The sequence below is a fragment of the Maribacter confluentis genome (genome assembly GCF_030505015.1).
In the GTDB taxonomy this organism is placed as follows: Bacteria; Bacteroidota; Bacteroidia; order Flavobacteriales; family Flavobacteriaceae; genus Maribacter; species Maribacter sedimenticola.
The window spans coordinates 2,028,429-2,043,878 of the sequence record NZ_JAUKUC010000001.1 but is presented as its reverse complement, the minus strand read 5'-3'; the positions used below and the strand labels follow the sequence as shown (position 1 = coordinate 2,043,878).

At 38.6% G+C, this 15,450-nt stretch carries 16 protein-coding genes and 1 pseudogene; 10 read left to right on the top strand and 7 right to left on the bottom strand.

Annotated elements, in window-relative coordinates:
• Positions 1-34 precede the first annotated feature (34 nt).
• From Q2T41_RS09035 to Q2T41_RS09025, 3 genes are all read right to left on the bottom strand, one after another.
• Positions 35-325 carry a hypothetical protein gene (locus Q2T41_RS09035; protein WP_304435801.1) on the bottom strand — a complete coding sequence of 97 codons (291 nt, stop codon included), beginning with the start codon at positions 323-325 and terminating at the stop codon, positions 35-37.
• A 5-nt stretch (positions 326-330) separates the two neighbouring features.
• Positions 331-1,590, bottom strand: a complete 1,260-nt coding sequence (locus tag Q2T41_RS09030) for an AsmA family protein (RefSeq protein WP_304435800.1) — start codon at positions 1,588-1,590, stop codon at positions 331-333.
• Positions 1,591-1,675: 85 nt separating this feature from the next.
• Positions 1,676-2,092 carry an arsenate reductase family protein gene (locus Q2T41_RS09025; protein WP_144803465.1) on the bottom strand — a complete coding sequence of 139 codons (417 nt, stop codon included), beginning with the start codon at positions 2,090-2,092 and terminating at the stop codon, positions 1,676-1,678.
• A gap of 132 nt (positions 2,093-2,224) precedes the next feature.
• On the opposite strand from Q2T41_RS09025, the gene cls reads away from it, so the two are divergent.
• Together cls and Q2T41_RS09015 are read left to right on the top strand one after the other, a co-directional pair.
• Positions 2,225-3,649, top strand: a complete 1,425-nt coding sequence (gene cls, locus Q2T41_RS09020; protein ID WP_304435799.1) for a cardiolipin synthase — start codon at positions 2,225-2,227, stop codon at positions 3,647-3,649.
• Positions 3,650-3,667: 18 nt separating this feature from the next.
• Positions 3,668-4,273, top strand: coding sequence for a hypothetical protein (locus Q2T41_RS09015; protein WP_304435798.1), 606 nt, complete (start codon positions 3,668-3,670; stop codon positions 4,271-4,273).
• A 7-nt stretch (positions 4,274-4,280) separates the two neighbouring features.
• Here the strand turns inward: Q2T41_RS09015 and Q2T41_RS09010 are convergent, their stop codons facing one another.
• The 3 genes from Q2T41_RS09010 to Q2T41_RS09005 all read right to left on the bottom strand — a co-directional run bounded on the left by Q2T41_RS09010 (position 4,281) and on the right by Q2T41_RS09005 (position 6,674).
• Positions 4,281-5,804, bottom strand: a complete 1,524-nt coding sequence (locus Q2T41_RS09010) for a GH3 family acyl-acid amido synthetase (RefSeq protein WP_304435797.1) — start codon at positions 5,802-5,804, stop codon at positions 4,281-4,283.
• A gap of 115 nt (positions 5,805-5,919) precedes the next feature.
• Entirely contained in the window at positions 5,920-6,180 is a 261-nt protein-coding gene (locus Q2T41_RS20765; protein WP_367186847.1) for a TSUP family transporter, read from the bottom strand.
• Entirely contained in the window at positions 6,153-6,674 is a 522-nt protein-coding gene (locus tag Q2T41_RS09005; RefSeq protein ID WP_367186846.1) for a TSUP family transporter, read from the bottom strand. Before Q2T41_RS09005 ends, Q2T41_RS20765 begins: the two co-directional genes overlap by 28 nt.
• 75 nt (positions 6,675-6,749) lie before the next feature.
• Here Q2T41_RS09005 and Q2T41_RS09000 point away from each other — a divergent pair.
• Both Q2T41_RS09000 and Q2T41_RS08995 read left to right on the top strand, forming a co-directional pair.
• Positions 6,750-8,560 (top strand): annotated as a pseudogene (locus tag Q2T41_RS09000) (sodium:solute symporter family protein).
• Positions 8,561-8,570: 10 nt separating this feature from the next.
• Positions 8,571-9,656: an acyltransferase family protein gene (locus Q2T41_RS08995; protein WP_304435796.1), complete on the top strand. Its 1,086-nt coding sequence runs from the start codon at positions 8,571-8,573 to the stop codon at positions 9,654-9,656.
• Here the strand turns inward: Q2T41_RS08995 and Q2T41_RS08990 are convergent, their stop codons facing one another.
• The gene (locus tag Q2T41_RS08990; protein ID WP_089261121.1) at positions 9,657-10,241 is read right to left on the bottom strand and encodes a riboflavin synthase; all 585 of its coding nucleotides are present in this window, start codon (positions 10,239-10,241) and stop codon (positions 9,657-9,659) included. It lies immediately after the preceding gene.
• A gap of 60 nt (positions 10,242-10,301) precedes the next feature.
• Here Q2T41_RS08990 and pdxA point away from each other — a divergent pair, with 60 nt between their 5' ends.
• From pdxA to accC, 6 genes are all read left to right on the top strand, one after another.
• Positions 10,302-11,354, top strand: coding sequence for a 4-hydroxythreonine-4-phosphate dehydrogenase PdxA (gene pdxA / locus Q2T41_RS08985; protein WP_304437425.1), 1,053 nt, complete (start codon positions 10,302-10,304; stop codon positions 11,352-11,354).
• 118 nt (positions 11,355-11,472) lie between these two features.
• Entirely contained in the window at positions 11,473-12,003 is a 531-nt protein-coding gene (locus Q2T41_RS08980; RefSeq protein WP_304435795.1) for a YceD family protein, read from the top strand.
• A gap of 7 nt (positions 12,004-12,010) precedes the next feature.
• Positions 12,011-12,208, top strand: a complete 198-nt coding sequence (gene rpmF, locus Q2T41_RS08975) for a 50S ribosomal protein L32 (RefSeq protein WP_089261118.1) — start codon at positions 12,011-12,013, stop codon at positions 12,206-12,208.
• 235 nt (positions 12,209-12,443) lie between these two features.
• Positions 12,444-13,439 (top strand): beta-ketoacyl-ACP synthase III, encoded by a 996-nt coding sequence (locus tag Q2T41_RS08970; RefSeq protein WP_304435794.1) that lies wholly within the window; start codon positions 12,444-12,446, stop codon positions 13,437-13,439.
• A 30-nt stretch (positions 13,440-13,469) separates the two neighbouring features.
• Entirely contained in the window at positions 13,470-13,967 is a 498-nt protein-coding gene (gene accB, locus Q2T41_RS08965; RefSeq protein ID WP_304435793.1) for an acetyl-CoA carboxylase biotin carboxyl carrier protein, read from the top strand.
• An 86-nt stretch (positions 13,968-14,053) separates the two neighbouring features.
• Entirely contained in the window at positions 14,054-15,406 is a 1,353-nt protein-coding gene (gene accC, locus Q2T41_RS08960; RefSeq protein ID WP_304435792.1) for an acetyl-CoA carboxylase biotin carboxylase subunit, read from the top strand.
• Positions 15,407-15,450: the final 44 nt, after the last annotated feature.

The following is a 15,450-nucleotide window of genomic DNA, read 5'->3' as shown; positions in this document are numbered from 1 at the left end:
CAAGTTAATTGCCTGGCTTTTTTAATTATGATAGTTACTCTTTTTTACCACTTCCGGTAAGAACGTCCAACAATCCGTCCTTTAGGTTTATCCACAAATAATTGAAGAATGATTTATGTTGTACGCGTTCTGTGGAAATTGTGCCATAACGAAACCCATCTTCATCTGCTTTGGAGCCATCATTGATAAATAGGTTGCCAATAAAGGAAAGGATTTTTTTGACCCCCTTACGCTCCTTGTCCAATACCTGGAACTTAAAATCCTCATAGTTCATTTTAATATCTCCATTGGCCGTATAATCATCACCGGATATTGTAAAATACATTTGATCTATGGTTCCTGTTGTTTGGGTTCTAAGGTTTGGGTAAGGAATTCATTTAATCTTTCGGTCTTAAAATTGGACAAGCCTCCACTAATTACAAATCTGTTGTGTTCGTCATGTACATTGAATTTCCAATTTAAGTTAAACTTGCCGGCGCCCATTAGGTCAGATTCAATGTTTATATCCACGTTATCTCCAGTATTCTTTATGTTGGATAGATGGTCTATAGATGCATTTAATTGTTCAAAGCTCAAGGCACCGGCCTTTACTTCGTTGGGAATGTTTTCTTCATAAATAATGGTAGCCTCAGTAATGGTCGTTGCATCTATATTAATATGAAAAGGTAAATTGCGCAGCATTTCCGCGTATAAAGGTTTTCTGGTAAAATCCTCTAATTTGGATTTATCACGGTATACTTCTAAAATGGGGGTATTTAAGGACATGGTGGCAAAATTTACCTGTAGGGTATCATTTTGCCGGTTATAGGTATGATCGGTAATTTTAATACCAGGAATCTGTAAATCAATATGGTCCCGTTGAACTCTTATTTTTTGGCTCAAGGCTTTTTTTGACAAGGTGGTATTCAATACAATGTCAGCAACCTCTATGGTTGAACTGTTCAGTGTTATTGAGCCCATATGCAACTGTTCAAAGTTACCCAAAGGTGCATTTAGCTCATTTACGGTTATATGGTAATCCGAAAATCTAAAAGGTATATATTCCGTAATTATTTCCGGATTCGTAGTAATTTCATTTAGCTGAACATCTATGGCCGCTACGGATAACAGTTCTTTGTCCTCTTTGGCATTTAAAATGGATACCTTGCCAGAATTGAGAACTACCTCGTCAATATATATTTCCTTCAACAGTTTTATAGGATTGGCTTGGTTAGTATTACCATCGCCATTATCCGTGGAACATGTTTTGAACTTCAGGTCGGGTCGTAATAGATGTAAGGATTTTACGTGTATTGATTTATTTATAAATAGGTTCCAATAGCTAAACCCGCTAATGGATAATTGTTGGGCGCTAACCATTATTTCACAAGATGAAGTCTGTTTACCAAGGCTTACCACTTCAATTTCATTGAAATGTAGATTTCCTTTGAGTAGGTTGACCGTTAGGTTATCATAAGCAAAATCTATATGGTTTGGAATTTTTTTATTGAGAAAGTCAATGACCTGCACTTTCATTTGCCATTGAGCGATCAAGTATCCCCCAATAATCAAAAAGCCTAACGCTATGGACCATTTTAAAAATTTGTTCATGCAAATTGCCAGTTATTTTAACGTTAGGAATTTTTGGGCACCACAGGTTAAAATTAGCAATGCAATTTACGCCTAGGTAAGATGTCTACTCTTTTTTATATGGTTTCTCTAACCCGGCACTATCAGGTTTCATATATTGCTTAAAGTCCGATGCACTTTCTAATTCAATAAACTTTTTGCCTTGTATCACTATAGGATATTTTAAAAGACTTGGATTCTTGTCCAGTACTTTTAACCATCCGTCATTGTCGAGATTGACCTCTTTCTCACCGTATATTTTTTTAAAGTCGGCATGATCCTGGTCTATTAATTCGGAAATATTCTTGTTCAGTCCATCTGCCAGTTCGGCCCATTGGGTGCCGGTAACGTTGGTTTTGGCAATATCTATGGTCAAATGTTCCATTTCAGAAGATTCAACATATGCATTTACCTGTTTCCCTAAAGAATTCAATGAGCTATAATATAGCGTTATCTGTTTTTTGTCCATAGCAATTGTTCCCATCACTTTTTTATAAAATTAGTCACAACTAAGTTCTATAATTAACTCGTATCAAATGAAAAGTATCTTAAACGATTATAGAGGTTTAGCTACACCTTAAAATACACTATCTTGTTGTAGAACAAAATTGTACTAATGACGACTCTTTTTTGGCTTGCATATATTACGGTTACTTTATGGAGTATTATCAATATCATTTTTAATGGTTCTAGGGCCACCAAGATGATCAGTTGGTCATTATCGGTCATAATATTACCGTTCTTGGGACCTCTTTTCTATTATCTTTTTGGTATCAATCGCCGAAAATTTAAGCTGTTCAAATTAAAACAGACTGAAAAACGAAGGCTATATTCAGAAACTTACAAAGAATTAAAAGGGGGAAAGCAAAGTGTTCACGAATTTAAGGATTACAAGCAGAATAAACTCGCCTCGCTTATTAGGAAGAACAGCTATTTTGCACCTTATGAGGGCAATAAAATTATCTTGTTGAACAGTGGGGAAGAAGCTTTTGGCGCCATATTCAAGGCCATAGAAGAAGCCAAGGAGTTTATACATATGCAGTACTATATTTTGGAGGACGGCATGCTCCTTGACCGGTTTTATGAACTTTTTCAACAAAAGGTAAAGGAAGGCGTGGAAATAAGAATGTTGTACGATTCATTAGGTAGTAATTCCATGCGGGGCAAGGTCGTTAAACGGTTTAGGAAGATAGGTGTTAAGGCGCATTCTACCCTGCCCATAAGATTTGGGAACCTGTTGTTTACCCTAAATTATAGAAACCACAGAAAGATTGTCATTGTGGACGGCAAAATTGGGTTCACCGGAGGGTTCAATGTATCCGATAAATATATGAAGCCGGTTTCTGAACTAGGTATATGGCAGGATTTGCATATACAGATTAACGGTCCGGCAGTAAACAGTTTACAACGCATATTTGTAAAGGATTATCATTTTGCAGGTAAGGAAGAACTGTTGCTACAGGATAAATATTTTCCAAAGATAGCACCCCAGGGAGAGACAATTGCACAAATAATCTCAAGCGGTCCTGATTCAAGATACCCAGCAATAATGCAACAATATTTGGCCATGATCAATATTGCCAAGGAAAGTATTTGTATTGCCAACCCTTATTTTATACCAGGTGAACCTGTCTTGGAGGCGTTAAGGATTGCAGCACTTAGTGGGGTTAAGGTAACATTGCTTACCCCAAGAAAATCTGATTCGCTTTTGGCACAATACAGCATGTTTTCAACCTTTGAAAATTTATTGGAAGTAGGAACGCATATTTATCTAAGACCTGATTTCTCCCATAGTAAAGTTATTATTATAGATAGTGAAATTGTATCCGTGGGGTCAGGAAATTTTGACTATAGAAGTTTTGAGCATAATTTTGAGACCAACGCCATTTTATATGATGATAAAAAGGCAGGGGAGATAGAAAAATTTTTTATGTCTCATTGCAAGGCAGAGGTAAAATTGGAATTGGATTCCTTTAAAAAAAGATCTGCATTCAGTAAATTTTTGGAAGGTCTTGCCAAATTCTTCAGTCCCTTATTATAACAAAGCAAATTATACAACTTGAAAATTTTATTCCTTTTAATATTAGGCATACCTATGGCGGCAAACGCACAGCACAAAATACCCAATGAAATACAAGAAGAAGCAAAAATTGCCTTGGCACATTATCCGGAATTGGAAGATACTGCAATAGAATTCAAGTTCAAGAAGAACATTAAAAAATCTACCATGCAGGCGCAACCTAAATTCTCCAGCATTTTTAAATCAAAAAAAAATAGGTCCTATAAAATATTGATCAGCGAAAAAATAAACATTGCCGATTCTGTGTATTATACCAAAGACATGCCGGCCAAGATAATGATCGGTTGGCTAGGCCATGAATTAGGACATATCATGGATTTTCAAAAGCGTAGTGGTTTTAATTTAATAGGTTTTGGATTTAGTTACCTCACCTCAAAAAAGTACATAAGGGAAGCGGAACGTAGGGCAGATTCGTTTGCGGTAAACCACGGTATGGAAACCTATATATTGGCCACTAAGGAGTTTATTCTTGAAAAAGCAGGGTTAGCACCAAAATATGTTGAGCGTATTAAAAACTATTATCTTTCGCCAGAAGAGATAATGCTATTAGTGGAAGAGCGTGATAAGGATCAAATAGTTGAATAAGGTTTAATTAGCTTTGCTTGTCCACAAAATCTTCCCATTGGGCAAATTTCTCTTCATTCATTACTCGCTCCATTTTTACCTGTCCGCCCTTCTTTTTATTAGCATCGTTCCATTCGTAGAAAATTTCTGGTTCTACCATAAATACTTTTACTCCTTTCAATGCCTTTGACCGGGCTACTGTATAGTTTTTATTCGCTTCTTTTAAGGAGTCATCCAGTTTTTTGGCCACTTTCTTGGGGTCTATGGTTGCGGTTGTACCCAGATACCATGTATGATAAAAACCATCCTTATATTTTTTTGCGCATAACGTATATTCTGGTATTTCAATATCAAAGGTATGCATAACCTCCTGCAGGGCGTCATCCAATTTATTGACGGATAGTTGGGAACCTACGGTATTAAGAAAAAACTTGGTACGGCCTGTAATTTTGATTTCGGCACGTTCCACATCTGTAAATTCAATGGTATCACCAATTAAGTAGCGCCATGCGCCGCTTACGGTACTAATGATCAGTACATAGTTTTGTCCAGTGCGTACTTCTGAAAGGGATAATGACGGGGCATCTTGTGCCAACGAACCATCTTCCAAAATATAATCGGGATCAAAAGGAACAAATTCAAAATAAATTCCATTGTCCGTCACCAATTTCATGGCATCAGTTTCGGGTCTGGCTTGAAAAGCAATAAAACCTTCAGAAGCCAAATAGGTATCAATTACGGTAACAGGTTTGCCCATTAAAGCATTAAAACTCTTTTCGTAAGGTCCAAATGCAACTCCGCCAGAGGTGTATACCTTTAGGTTGGGCCATATTTCATGAATGTTATTAAGCTTGTGTTTTTTTATGACTTCTTTCAACATCAATTCTATCCAGGAAGGAATTCCGCTTAACGCTCCTATATCCCAATCGGCAGCCTTTTCCGCAATCTTTGCAACACGTTCGTCCCAATCGTCTATTTGTGCAATTTCCTTTCCCGGCTTATAATATCCGCTGAACCAAGAGGGAATATTGCTTGCGCTGATACCGCTAATTTCACCTTCTAAATGGTCATTGTGCTCAACCAGATCAGTGGAACTGCCCAACATTAAGATACCTGTTTCAAAAAAATCTGCCGGAAGGTCAAAGTTGGATAATGCCAACACCTGTTTTATTCCTGCCTGTCTAATAGCATCGATCATTTCATTGGTTACCGGTATTCGTTTGCTGCTTTTGCCAGTGGTGCCTGAACTTAGCGCAAAATAATCTGGGCTACCGGGCCATGTAACATCGGTCTGGCCTTCGTGTAGTTTTTGCCACCATTGGTCATTAATTTGGTTATAATCAAAATAAGGAACGCGATTTTTAAAGGTTTGCTGCATGTGCTCATCGTTCAGTATTTCATCGAACTTATATGCTTTGCCAAATGCGGTATCCTTAGCCGTTTCCAGTAATGTTTTTAGGACTTGCTGTTGATCTAGTACCGGGTTATCCTCACCGGTAATCTTGTCGGTTACGTTAATGACCCCCTTAATAAAATTACCTATAATATTCATAGCATATATATGGCTGGATTATGCTATAAAATTAAGGGTTCTATAGGGTAGGGAATGACTCGTTTCTCAAATAAACAGACGTTATTCAATTTTGTCTGTAATAAAAAAGGAAAGTTTAGCTCAACATTATTAAAATAGCTCCAACAGCGGTCAGGACCAAGATCATTTTTCTAAAAAATGCTTCTTTAATAACCTTAATAAATCGCACTCCCGCAAAAAACCCAAAAAGTATACCGGGCAAGAGCATGAGGTTCAAGGAAAGGGATTGGAACGAAATTGTTTCCCACACGAAAAAATGAAAGGGCAATTTCATAATGTTAATAATGAGGAACAACCAGGCTGCTGTACCTATAAAATGGTTTTTGGGTAAACGCATGGCCAAAAAATAAATGTTGGAGAATGCCCGGCCAGATTGCCAACCATGGTGGTTATACCAGCAACGGTACCTATAGAGCTGGCAAATGCCCAGTGTGTAGGTACGGATTTTGTTTTTTTACGGTCCCACCAATACATCATGAAAACGGTAATGATAATAATAATGGACATGCCTATCTTAAAGAATTTCTCGGGAAGGTCCTTGCCGATGAACACACCGATCAAAAGGCCCAGTACCATCCAAGGAAGTACTTTAAAAACATAGTTCCATTGGGTATATCTATTATAATAAATGACTGCAAAAATATCTGCCAATATCAATAGCGGAACTACCATACCGGTAGATTCCTTGGCTCCAAAAGCCAAAGCCATAAAAGTTACGTTCAATACTGCAATTCCCTTTATGCCAGCCTTGGATAATCCTATGATAAATGTAGCCCCATAAGCAAGGAACCATGTGGTTGGGGTAATTTCAGAAGTCATTGATAGTAGCACGTAGTACGTTTAGCGTATTAGCGACAAAAATATCCTAAAAAAACATATCTTTAACAATCAACCAAAAACCATTTTATGGAACTCAGTACCTTGGACTATGCCTTTATCATAGTTTTTTTCTCACTTGTCTTGGGCATAGGCGTTTATGTATCTAAAAAATCAGGTAAAAATTCCTCTGAATTTTTTCTTTCCGGACGTACAATGCCATGGTGGTTATTGGGGCTATCCATGGTAGCAACGACATTTTCTACGGATACGCCCAATTTGGTAACGGATATCGTCCGTACCAATGGTGTTTCTGGAAATTGGGTATGGTGGTGTTTTTTGATTACAGGAATGTTAACCGTATTCGTATATGCCAAACTTTGGCGTAAGTCCAATGTAAATACTGATTTAGAATTTTATGAAATGCGATATGGTGGTAAACCTGCAAGTTTCTTAAGAAAATTCAGGGCAGTATACCTTGGGGTTATCTTTAATGTCATTACCATGTCTGCAGTTACCTTGGCAGCAATTAAGATCGGGAGTATTATGTTAGGGCTTGAGCCGTGGCAGACGGTCGTAAGTGCAGGGTTGATTACGGTAACTTTTAGTGCCCTTGGGGGTTTAAAGGAGTGGTATACACAGATTTTCTATTGTTCTTTGTGGCTATGGCAGGAGCAATAGGAGCTGCTTATTATTTGGTTAATATTCCGGAAGTAGGCGGTATAGAAGCTTTAATGGCAAATGAAAATGTTACCGAGAAATTGAACATACTCCCCGATTTTAGTAACAAAAAAGCATTGATTACCTTATTTATAATCCCATTGGCGGTGCAGTGGTGGAGTTCCTGGTATCCTGGCGCAGAACCAGGTGGCGGGGGTTACATAGCCCAGCGTATGTTAGCTGCAAAAGATGAGAACCATGCTATTGGGGCAACATTCTTTTTTAATATTATGCATTATGCGTTAAGGCCATGGCCTTGGATTTTAGTTGCATTGGCCTCCATAGTCGTGTATCCGGATTTGGCGAGTATACAGGAAGCTTTTCCAAATGTAACTGCAGATAAATTAGGTCATGATTTAGCCTATTCGGCGATGTTGACAAAACTACCAAGCGGATTATTGGGAGTAGTTTTGGCTTCTTTGGTGGCAGCGTACATGAGTACCATTAGTACCCAGTTGAACTGGGGCTCTTCATACATTGTATATGATTTTTATAAACAACAGATCAATCCCAACGCTTCGGAAAAAAGGTTGGTAGCCGTAGGTAGAATTTCTACTGTGGTCTTAATGATATTTAGTGCGGTATTGGCTTTGTTGTTGCAAAATGCACTTCAATTATTTGATGTATTGTTGGCTTTTGGTGCGGGAACCGGATTAATTTTCATCCTTAGATGGTTTTGGTGGCGAATAAACGCTTGGAGTGAAATTACAGCGATGTTTGCATCAGGTATAATTTCCATTATATTGAAACTTACACCGGTAGGGGCTTTTCTATTTGCTGCGGACACCGGGGTGTTGCCAGATTGGTCAGAATATATCTTTATTGTAGTAGTGACCACTATTATTTGGTTAATAGCAACCTTTATGACACAACCGGAATCCAATGAAACATTACGTGGATTTTATAAAAAGATCCAGCCGGGCGGACCAGGTTGGGCCAAAGTGGTAACCGAAGCCAATGATGCATCTGTAGAAATCGTAAGAACAAAGGAAAAATGGAGTGTGCCAGCAGGCATCTCTGCCATGCTTCTGGGAGTGGTCCTTATTTATGCCATAATGTTTGCTACGGGGTATTGGATTTACGGTAGAACAACACAGGCAATGGTATTGACCGTAATATCAATTGTTGCCGGTCTGTTATTGGTCAAGGCATGGAACAAACTAAAAGGAAACATACTATAATGAAGATATAATGCGCAATAGAATTTTATCGGTAGATATATTTAGGGGCGCAACCATTTTGCTCATGGTATTGGTAAATACCCCGGGCACATGGTCAAATGTATATGCCCCCCTCCTTCATGCAGATTGGCATGGGTATACCCCTACCGATTTGGTATTTCCTTTCTTTCTCTTCATTGTAGGAACATCTATTGCCTTTTCTTATAAAAACAGAACCGTTGATGCCAAAGCTTATAGAAAAATTGCGATAAGGGCCTTTAAGTTAGTAGCGTTGGGGCTTTTCTTGGGAGCATTTTTAATTCACTATCCATTTTTTAAAAATTTCAGTGACATTAGGTTTCCCGGCGTGTTGCAGCGTATAGGTGTGGTATTCTTCTTTACCGCGATTTTGTTCATTAACCTAAATTGGAAAAAGTTAATTTGGGTTACCGGAATATTGCTGATCGGGTATTGGTTATTAATGACCTTTGTTCCCGTAGAAGGTGTTGCTTCAACTTTAGATAGAGCACCCAATAATTTGGCAAATTGGATAGATGTAAAAGTATTTGGTTCCCATAACTATAAGGCCGATTATGACCCGGAAGGTTTGCTAAGTACCATACCTGCAATGGCCAGTGCATTATTGGGAGTATTTACGGGATTGATCCTTACCTCCGATCAAGAAAAGAAGGCTACAATATTAATGGGTCTAGGGGGCAGTTTTTTGATATTAGGTCATTTGTGGGATATTGTATTTCCAATAAACAAGGCTTTATGGACCAGTAGCTTTGTATTGGTCACCGCAGGTTGGGCTAACCTTATTCTTGCTCTTATTTACTATTTGACCGATGTAAAAAAATTAGAATTTGGGTCTATTTTTAGATATGCAGGTGCCAATGCCATCGTAATTTATTTTCTTTCTAGCTTTATCAGTAAGGTAATGGGCCAAATAAAAATAGGGGAGACCTCATTGCATGGTTGGTTGTTCCAGAATATATTTGTCCATGATTTCCTTGCCCTAAAAACCTCCTCGTTATTATATGGGTTAAGTGTGGTCCTATTCTATAGTTTATTAGGGTATATTCTATATCAAAGAAAAATTTTCATCAAGGTGTAATTACTTGAGCATCAATTTTGCCACATATTTTCCTATTACGTCAAACTCCAAATTAACGATAGTTCCTTCTTTATATGTATTGAATCGGGTATGTTCATAGGTATACGGTATTATAGCAACATCAAAAGTATTTGTTCCTGAATTAACGACCGTTAAACTTGTTCCGTCTATAGTGATGGATCCTTTTTCTATGGTAGGGTTGCCGGTTGCGGCATCATAGCTAAAGGAAAATATCCAACTACCGTTTTCTTCCTTAACACCGGTACATTTACCGGTTTGGTCCACATGGCCTTGAACAATATGGCCATCTAATCTTGACCCCAGGATCATAGCGCGTTCCAGGTTAACGAGGTCGTTTACCTTAAGGAATTCTAAATTTGTTTTTTTAAGGGTCTCCGCAATTGCGGTAACCGTATAGGTAGTATCCGTTAGGCTTACCACTGTAAGGCATACACCGTTATGAGCAACACTTTGGTCAATTTTTAAGTCTTGGGCAAGGGTAGATTCTATGGTGATATCTAAATTGCCGCCTTTGGGATCAAGAGCGGTAACCTTACCTAATGTTTCAATAATACCAGTAAACATGTGTCGTTTAATTTAAGTAATTTTGGATATTCAAAATTCAGTGCAAAGGTACAGATTATCATGGAGGAAAATAGTAAAATCAAGTTAGGGATTTCAATAGGAGACTTAAATGGAATAGGCTGTGAAGTGGCTTTGAAAACCTTTGAGGATAATAGAATGTTAGACTTCTGCACCCCGGTTATATTTGCATCGAACAAAACCGTTTCCCATCAGATGAAGGTGTTGGGACTTAACATTATATTTAATGGGGTACCCTCCGCATCCAAGGCAATTGATAATAAGTTGAATATTGTAAATGTATGGAAAGAAGTACCGAGAATTAATTTTGGACAAGCCACCGAAGACGGGGGAAAATATGCCTTAAAATCGTTGTTCGCTGCCGTAGATGCGCTTAAAAAAGGTGAAATAGATGTGTTGGTCACTGCCCCCATCAACAAGAACAATATACAATCAGATGATTTCAAATTTCCCGGTCATACAGATTATCTGGCTCAGGAGCTTGAAGGGGAAAGTTTGATGTTCATGGTTACCGATACCTTAAAAATTGGGCTACTTACAGATCACGTAGCTGTCAAGGATGTCTCCTCAGCGATTATACCAAGATTGATAAGGGATAAGGTGAACACCATTGAAAAATCGCTCATGGTAGATTTTGGTATTCGCAAACCTAAAATTGCATTGCTGGGCATAAATCCGCATAGTGGGGATAATGGGGTAATTGGCAAGGAAGATGATGAGGTGTTGAAACCGGTAATTAAGGAAATGGCCAATATGGGGCATCTGGTTTACGGACCTTATTCTGCAGATAGCTTTTTTGGTTCTGACGGATATAAAAAATTTGATGCCATTTTAGCTGCTTACCATGATCAAGGATTAATACCTTTTAAGACCATATCTTTTGGACAGGGGGTTAATTTTACGGCAGGACTAAATAAGATTAGGACGTCTCCGGATCACGGTACCGCTTATGAAATTGCCGGTAAAGGCTTGGCAGATGCCAGTTCCTTCAAAGAGGCGGTATTTATGGCGTTAAAGATTTTCAAGAACAGGACGGAATATCAAGAGCTTACCAAGGATGTTTTAAAGAAACAACGATTAAAGAGAGAGCGGTAATTTTAAGGTTAAAAAGTTATAAAGATAAATAGTTGATAACTATTGCCTTTTATTAAAATAATAGTATCTTTGCACCCGCCTTTTATGGGCCAATATTGTTAAATTAAGTGTGTACGTGATGAAGCAAAAGGAGTTTAATATTCCTTTCTCAGGATTGAAGCAGGGAAAACACCACTTTAATTACCAGATTGATAATACGTTCTTTGATTCTTTTGGATACGATGAGTTCAATGCTGCAAATGTCAATTTAGACGTTGTGCTTTATAAATCAAGTACAATGTTAGAGCTTGATTTAGAGGCATCTGGAACGGTAAATGTAAATTGTGATATTACTAGTGAGCCTTATGAGCAACCTATAGATGGAGAGCTACATCTGGTTGTAAAATTTGGGGAGGAGTTCAATGATGAGGATGATGAAATTTTGATACTTCCCCATGGGGAACACCAATTGAACATTGCGCAGTATGTGTATGAAATGCTGGTATTGGCAGTTCCGCAGAAAAGAATTCATCCTGGTATAGAAGATGGCACGTTACAGTCAGAGGTTTTAGACAGGTTAAATGAGCTTCGGCCAAAAGAGAAAAGAACAGATAAAGAAGAGAACGATCCCCGGTGGGATGAATTAAAAAAACTATTAACGGATAAATAAGGTTTAAATGGCACATCCTAAAAGAAAAATTTCCAAAACAAGGAGAGACAAGAGAAGAACACATTATAAGGCGGTAGCCCCAACATTGGCGCAAGACTCCACAACAGGAGAAATGCACTTGTATCATAGAGCTCACTGGCATGAAGGTAAACTTCACTACAGAGGTCAGGTTTTGGTAGATAAAACTGAAGAAGCAGAGGCTTAAGACCTTTTTTAAAAATATAAAGCTCCCATTTCGTATGAAGTAGGGAGCTTTTTTTATCCTTTATTTGTTCTTTTGTGCTTTGTATTTCAAATGTTTAAGGTTTTACGGGCAATTTCAATTAAGGGTGTAAATTTTCAAAAACAAGACAACTTTGGGCAAAAAGTCGTTGAAAATCATTAATTTTCATGACTTTTGTCTCGTTTTTTAAGTTTTTTTATAAGAAAGAAAATTAAGTATGACCAAAATAACAGCAGCTATTACCGCTGTAGGAGGCTATGTTCCCCAATTTGTAATGACAAACCAAAAACTCGAAGAGTTGGTAGATACCAATGACGAGTGGATTACCACGCGTACAGGTATTAAGGAGAGACGGGTTTTAAAGAAGGAAGAAGGAGAAGGCACATCATATTTAGCGATCAAGGCGGCAGAGGACCTAATAAGAAAAAAGAATATTGACCCTGCAGAGATAGATTTGGTAATCGTAGGAACGGCAACTCCAGATAGTTTGGTATCGTCAACAGCGGCGTTCGTTGCCTCGGAAATAGGTGCCGTAAATGCATTTGCCTATGATCTATTGGCAGCTTGTTCCAGTTTTTTGTTCGGGATTTCAACCGCTGCGGGACACATTGAAACGGGGCGATATAAAAAGGTATTGTTGATCGGTGCGGATAAAATGTCCTCGATCATAGATTATACGGACCGTACCACATGTATTATTTTTGGGGATGGGGCCGGTGCGGCACTTTTTGAACCAAACATGGAAGGATTGGGCCTACAGGACGAGTATTTGCGTGCAGACGGAAAAGGAAGAAAGTTCTTGGGAATGGAAGGCGGAGGTTCGCTAATGCCTGCTACCATAGAAAGTGTAAAGAACAGAAAGCATTATATTTTTCAGGACGGTAAAACCGTATTCAAGTTTGCAGTATCCAATATGGCAGATGTTGCCGCAAAGATAATGGAGCGAAATAATTTGACCGAAACAGATGTAAAATGGTTGGTACCGCACCAAGCCAATAAACGTATTATTGATGCAACGGCCAAAAGAATGGGCTTGGACGACTCTAAGGTCATGATGAACATTCAACATTACGGCAACACTACATCGGCTACGTTGCCTTTATTGCTAAACGATTATGAAAGTCAGATTAAAAAAGGAGATAACTTGGTGTTCGCCGCCTTTGGAGGAGGCTTCACTTGGGGATCTATTTATTTAAAATGGGCTTACAACTAACATATAACTACCAATATAACTTAATTTACTATGGATATTAAAGAAATTCAAAGCCTTATCAAGTTCGTGGCCAAATCTGGTGCAAGCGAGGTAAAATTGGAAACGGACGATATTAAGATCACCATACGTACCGGTAGCCTTGGCAATGGCAGCTCGGAGCCTACTTACGTTCATACTATGCCTATGGCCCAACCTGCCATGCAGGCAGCACCTATACAGGCAGAACAGCCAAAACCGGTTGCAGACAGCACTGCGGAAGCCGATAAGAAGAAGGCAGAAGATGATAAATATATTACAATAAAATCGCCAATTATTGGAACCTTTTATAGGAAACCATCTCCGGACAAACCAGTTTTTGTTGAAGTTGGTGATACTATTGGGGCCGGTGATGTGCTTTGTGTTATAGAGGCTATGAAATTGTTCAACGATATCGAATCAGAGGTATCGGGAACCATCGTCAAGATTTTGGTTGATGATTCATCACCAGTTGAGTTTGATCAGCCATTGTTTTTGGTAGACCCTTCTTAACTAAATTTTGAGTAATAATTGTTAGATATCATTGAATTTAATGGTATGTAAGAATCATGTGGAACCTAGAACTTAAAATTTAAAAGATGTTTAAAAAAATACTGATTGCAAATAGGGGAGAAATTGCATTACGTGTTATACGTACCTGTAAGGAAATGGGTATAAAGACTGTAGCGGTGTATAGTAAGGCAGATGAAGAAAGCTTACACGTGCGTTTTGCTGATGAAGCCGTTTGTATAGGACCTGCCGCAAGTAGCGAATCTTATTTGAAAATACCCAATATAATTGCTGCAGCGGAAATTACCAATGCAGATGCCATACACCCTGGATATGGCTTTCTTTCTGAAAACTCAAAATTTTCCCGCATTTGTGCCGAGCATGATATAAAATTTATTGGGGCTTCCGGCGATCAAATCGATAAAATGGGAGACAAGGCTACGGCCAAGGAAACCATGAAACAAGCTGGTGTACCATGTGTTCCCGGATCGGACGGACTATTAAAGGATGTAGCACACGCAAAGAAGGTAGCCAAGAAAATGGGTTACCCGGTAATGATAAAAGCTACTGCCGGTGGTGGTGGTAAAGGAATGCGTGCCGTCTTGTCAGAGGACAAAATGGAAGAGCTGTTCAATAGTGCCGTAACGGAGGCTACAGCGGCCTTTGGTAACGGGGGTATGTATATGGAAAAGCTTATCGAGGAGCCTAGACATATTGAAATTCAAATCGTAGGTGACCAATTCGGCAAGGCATGTCATTTATCTGAAAGGGATTGTTCAATACAACGTCGTCATCAGAAATTAACGGAAGAAACTCCATCACCCTTCATGACCGATAAGCTACGGGAAGCTATGGGCGAAGCTGCGGTTAAAGCTGCTGAATATATAAAATATGAAGGCGCAGGAACTATAGAATTTTTGGTTGATAAACACCGCAAGTTCTATTTCATGGAAATGAATACGCGTATTCAAGTAGAGCACCCAATTACAGAACAAGTAATTGACTATGATTTAATTCGTGAGCAAATTTTGGTTGCGGCAGGAGTACCGATTTCAGGTAAAAACTACCTTCCGAAATTACATTCTATAGAATGTAGAATTAATGCGGAAGATCCTTACAACAACTTTAGGCCATCGCCTGGTAAGATTACAACCTTACATACACCGGGAGGTCATGGGGTGCGTATGGATACTCATGTATATAGTGGGTATAGCATTCCGCCAAACTATGATTCTATGATCGCAAAATTAATTACAACGGCCCAGACAAGGGAAGAAGCGATCAATAAAATGAAACGTGCCTTGGATGAATTTGTAATTGAGGGTATTAAGACCACTATTCCTTTTCATAGGCAGTTGATGGATCACCCAGATTATTTGGCCGGTAATTATACAACGGCATTTATGAACGACTGGAAAATGAATCCGCCAAAAGAAGATTAACAAAAAACTCCAACATTGCTGTTGGAGTTTTTTTATGGTTTATT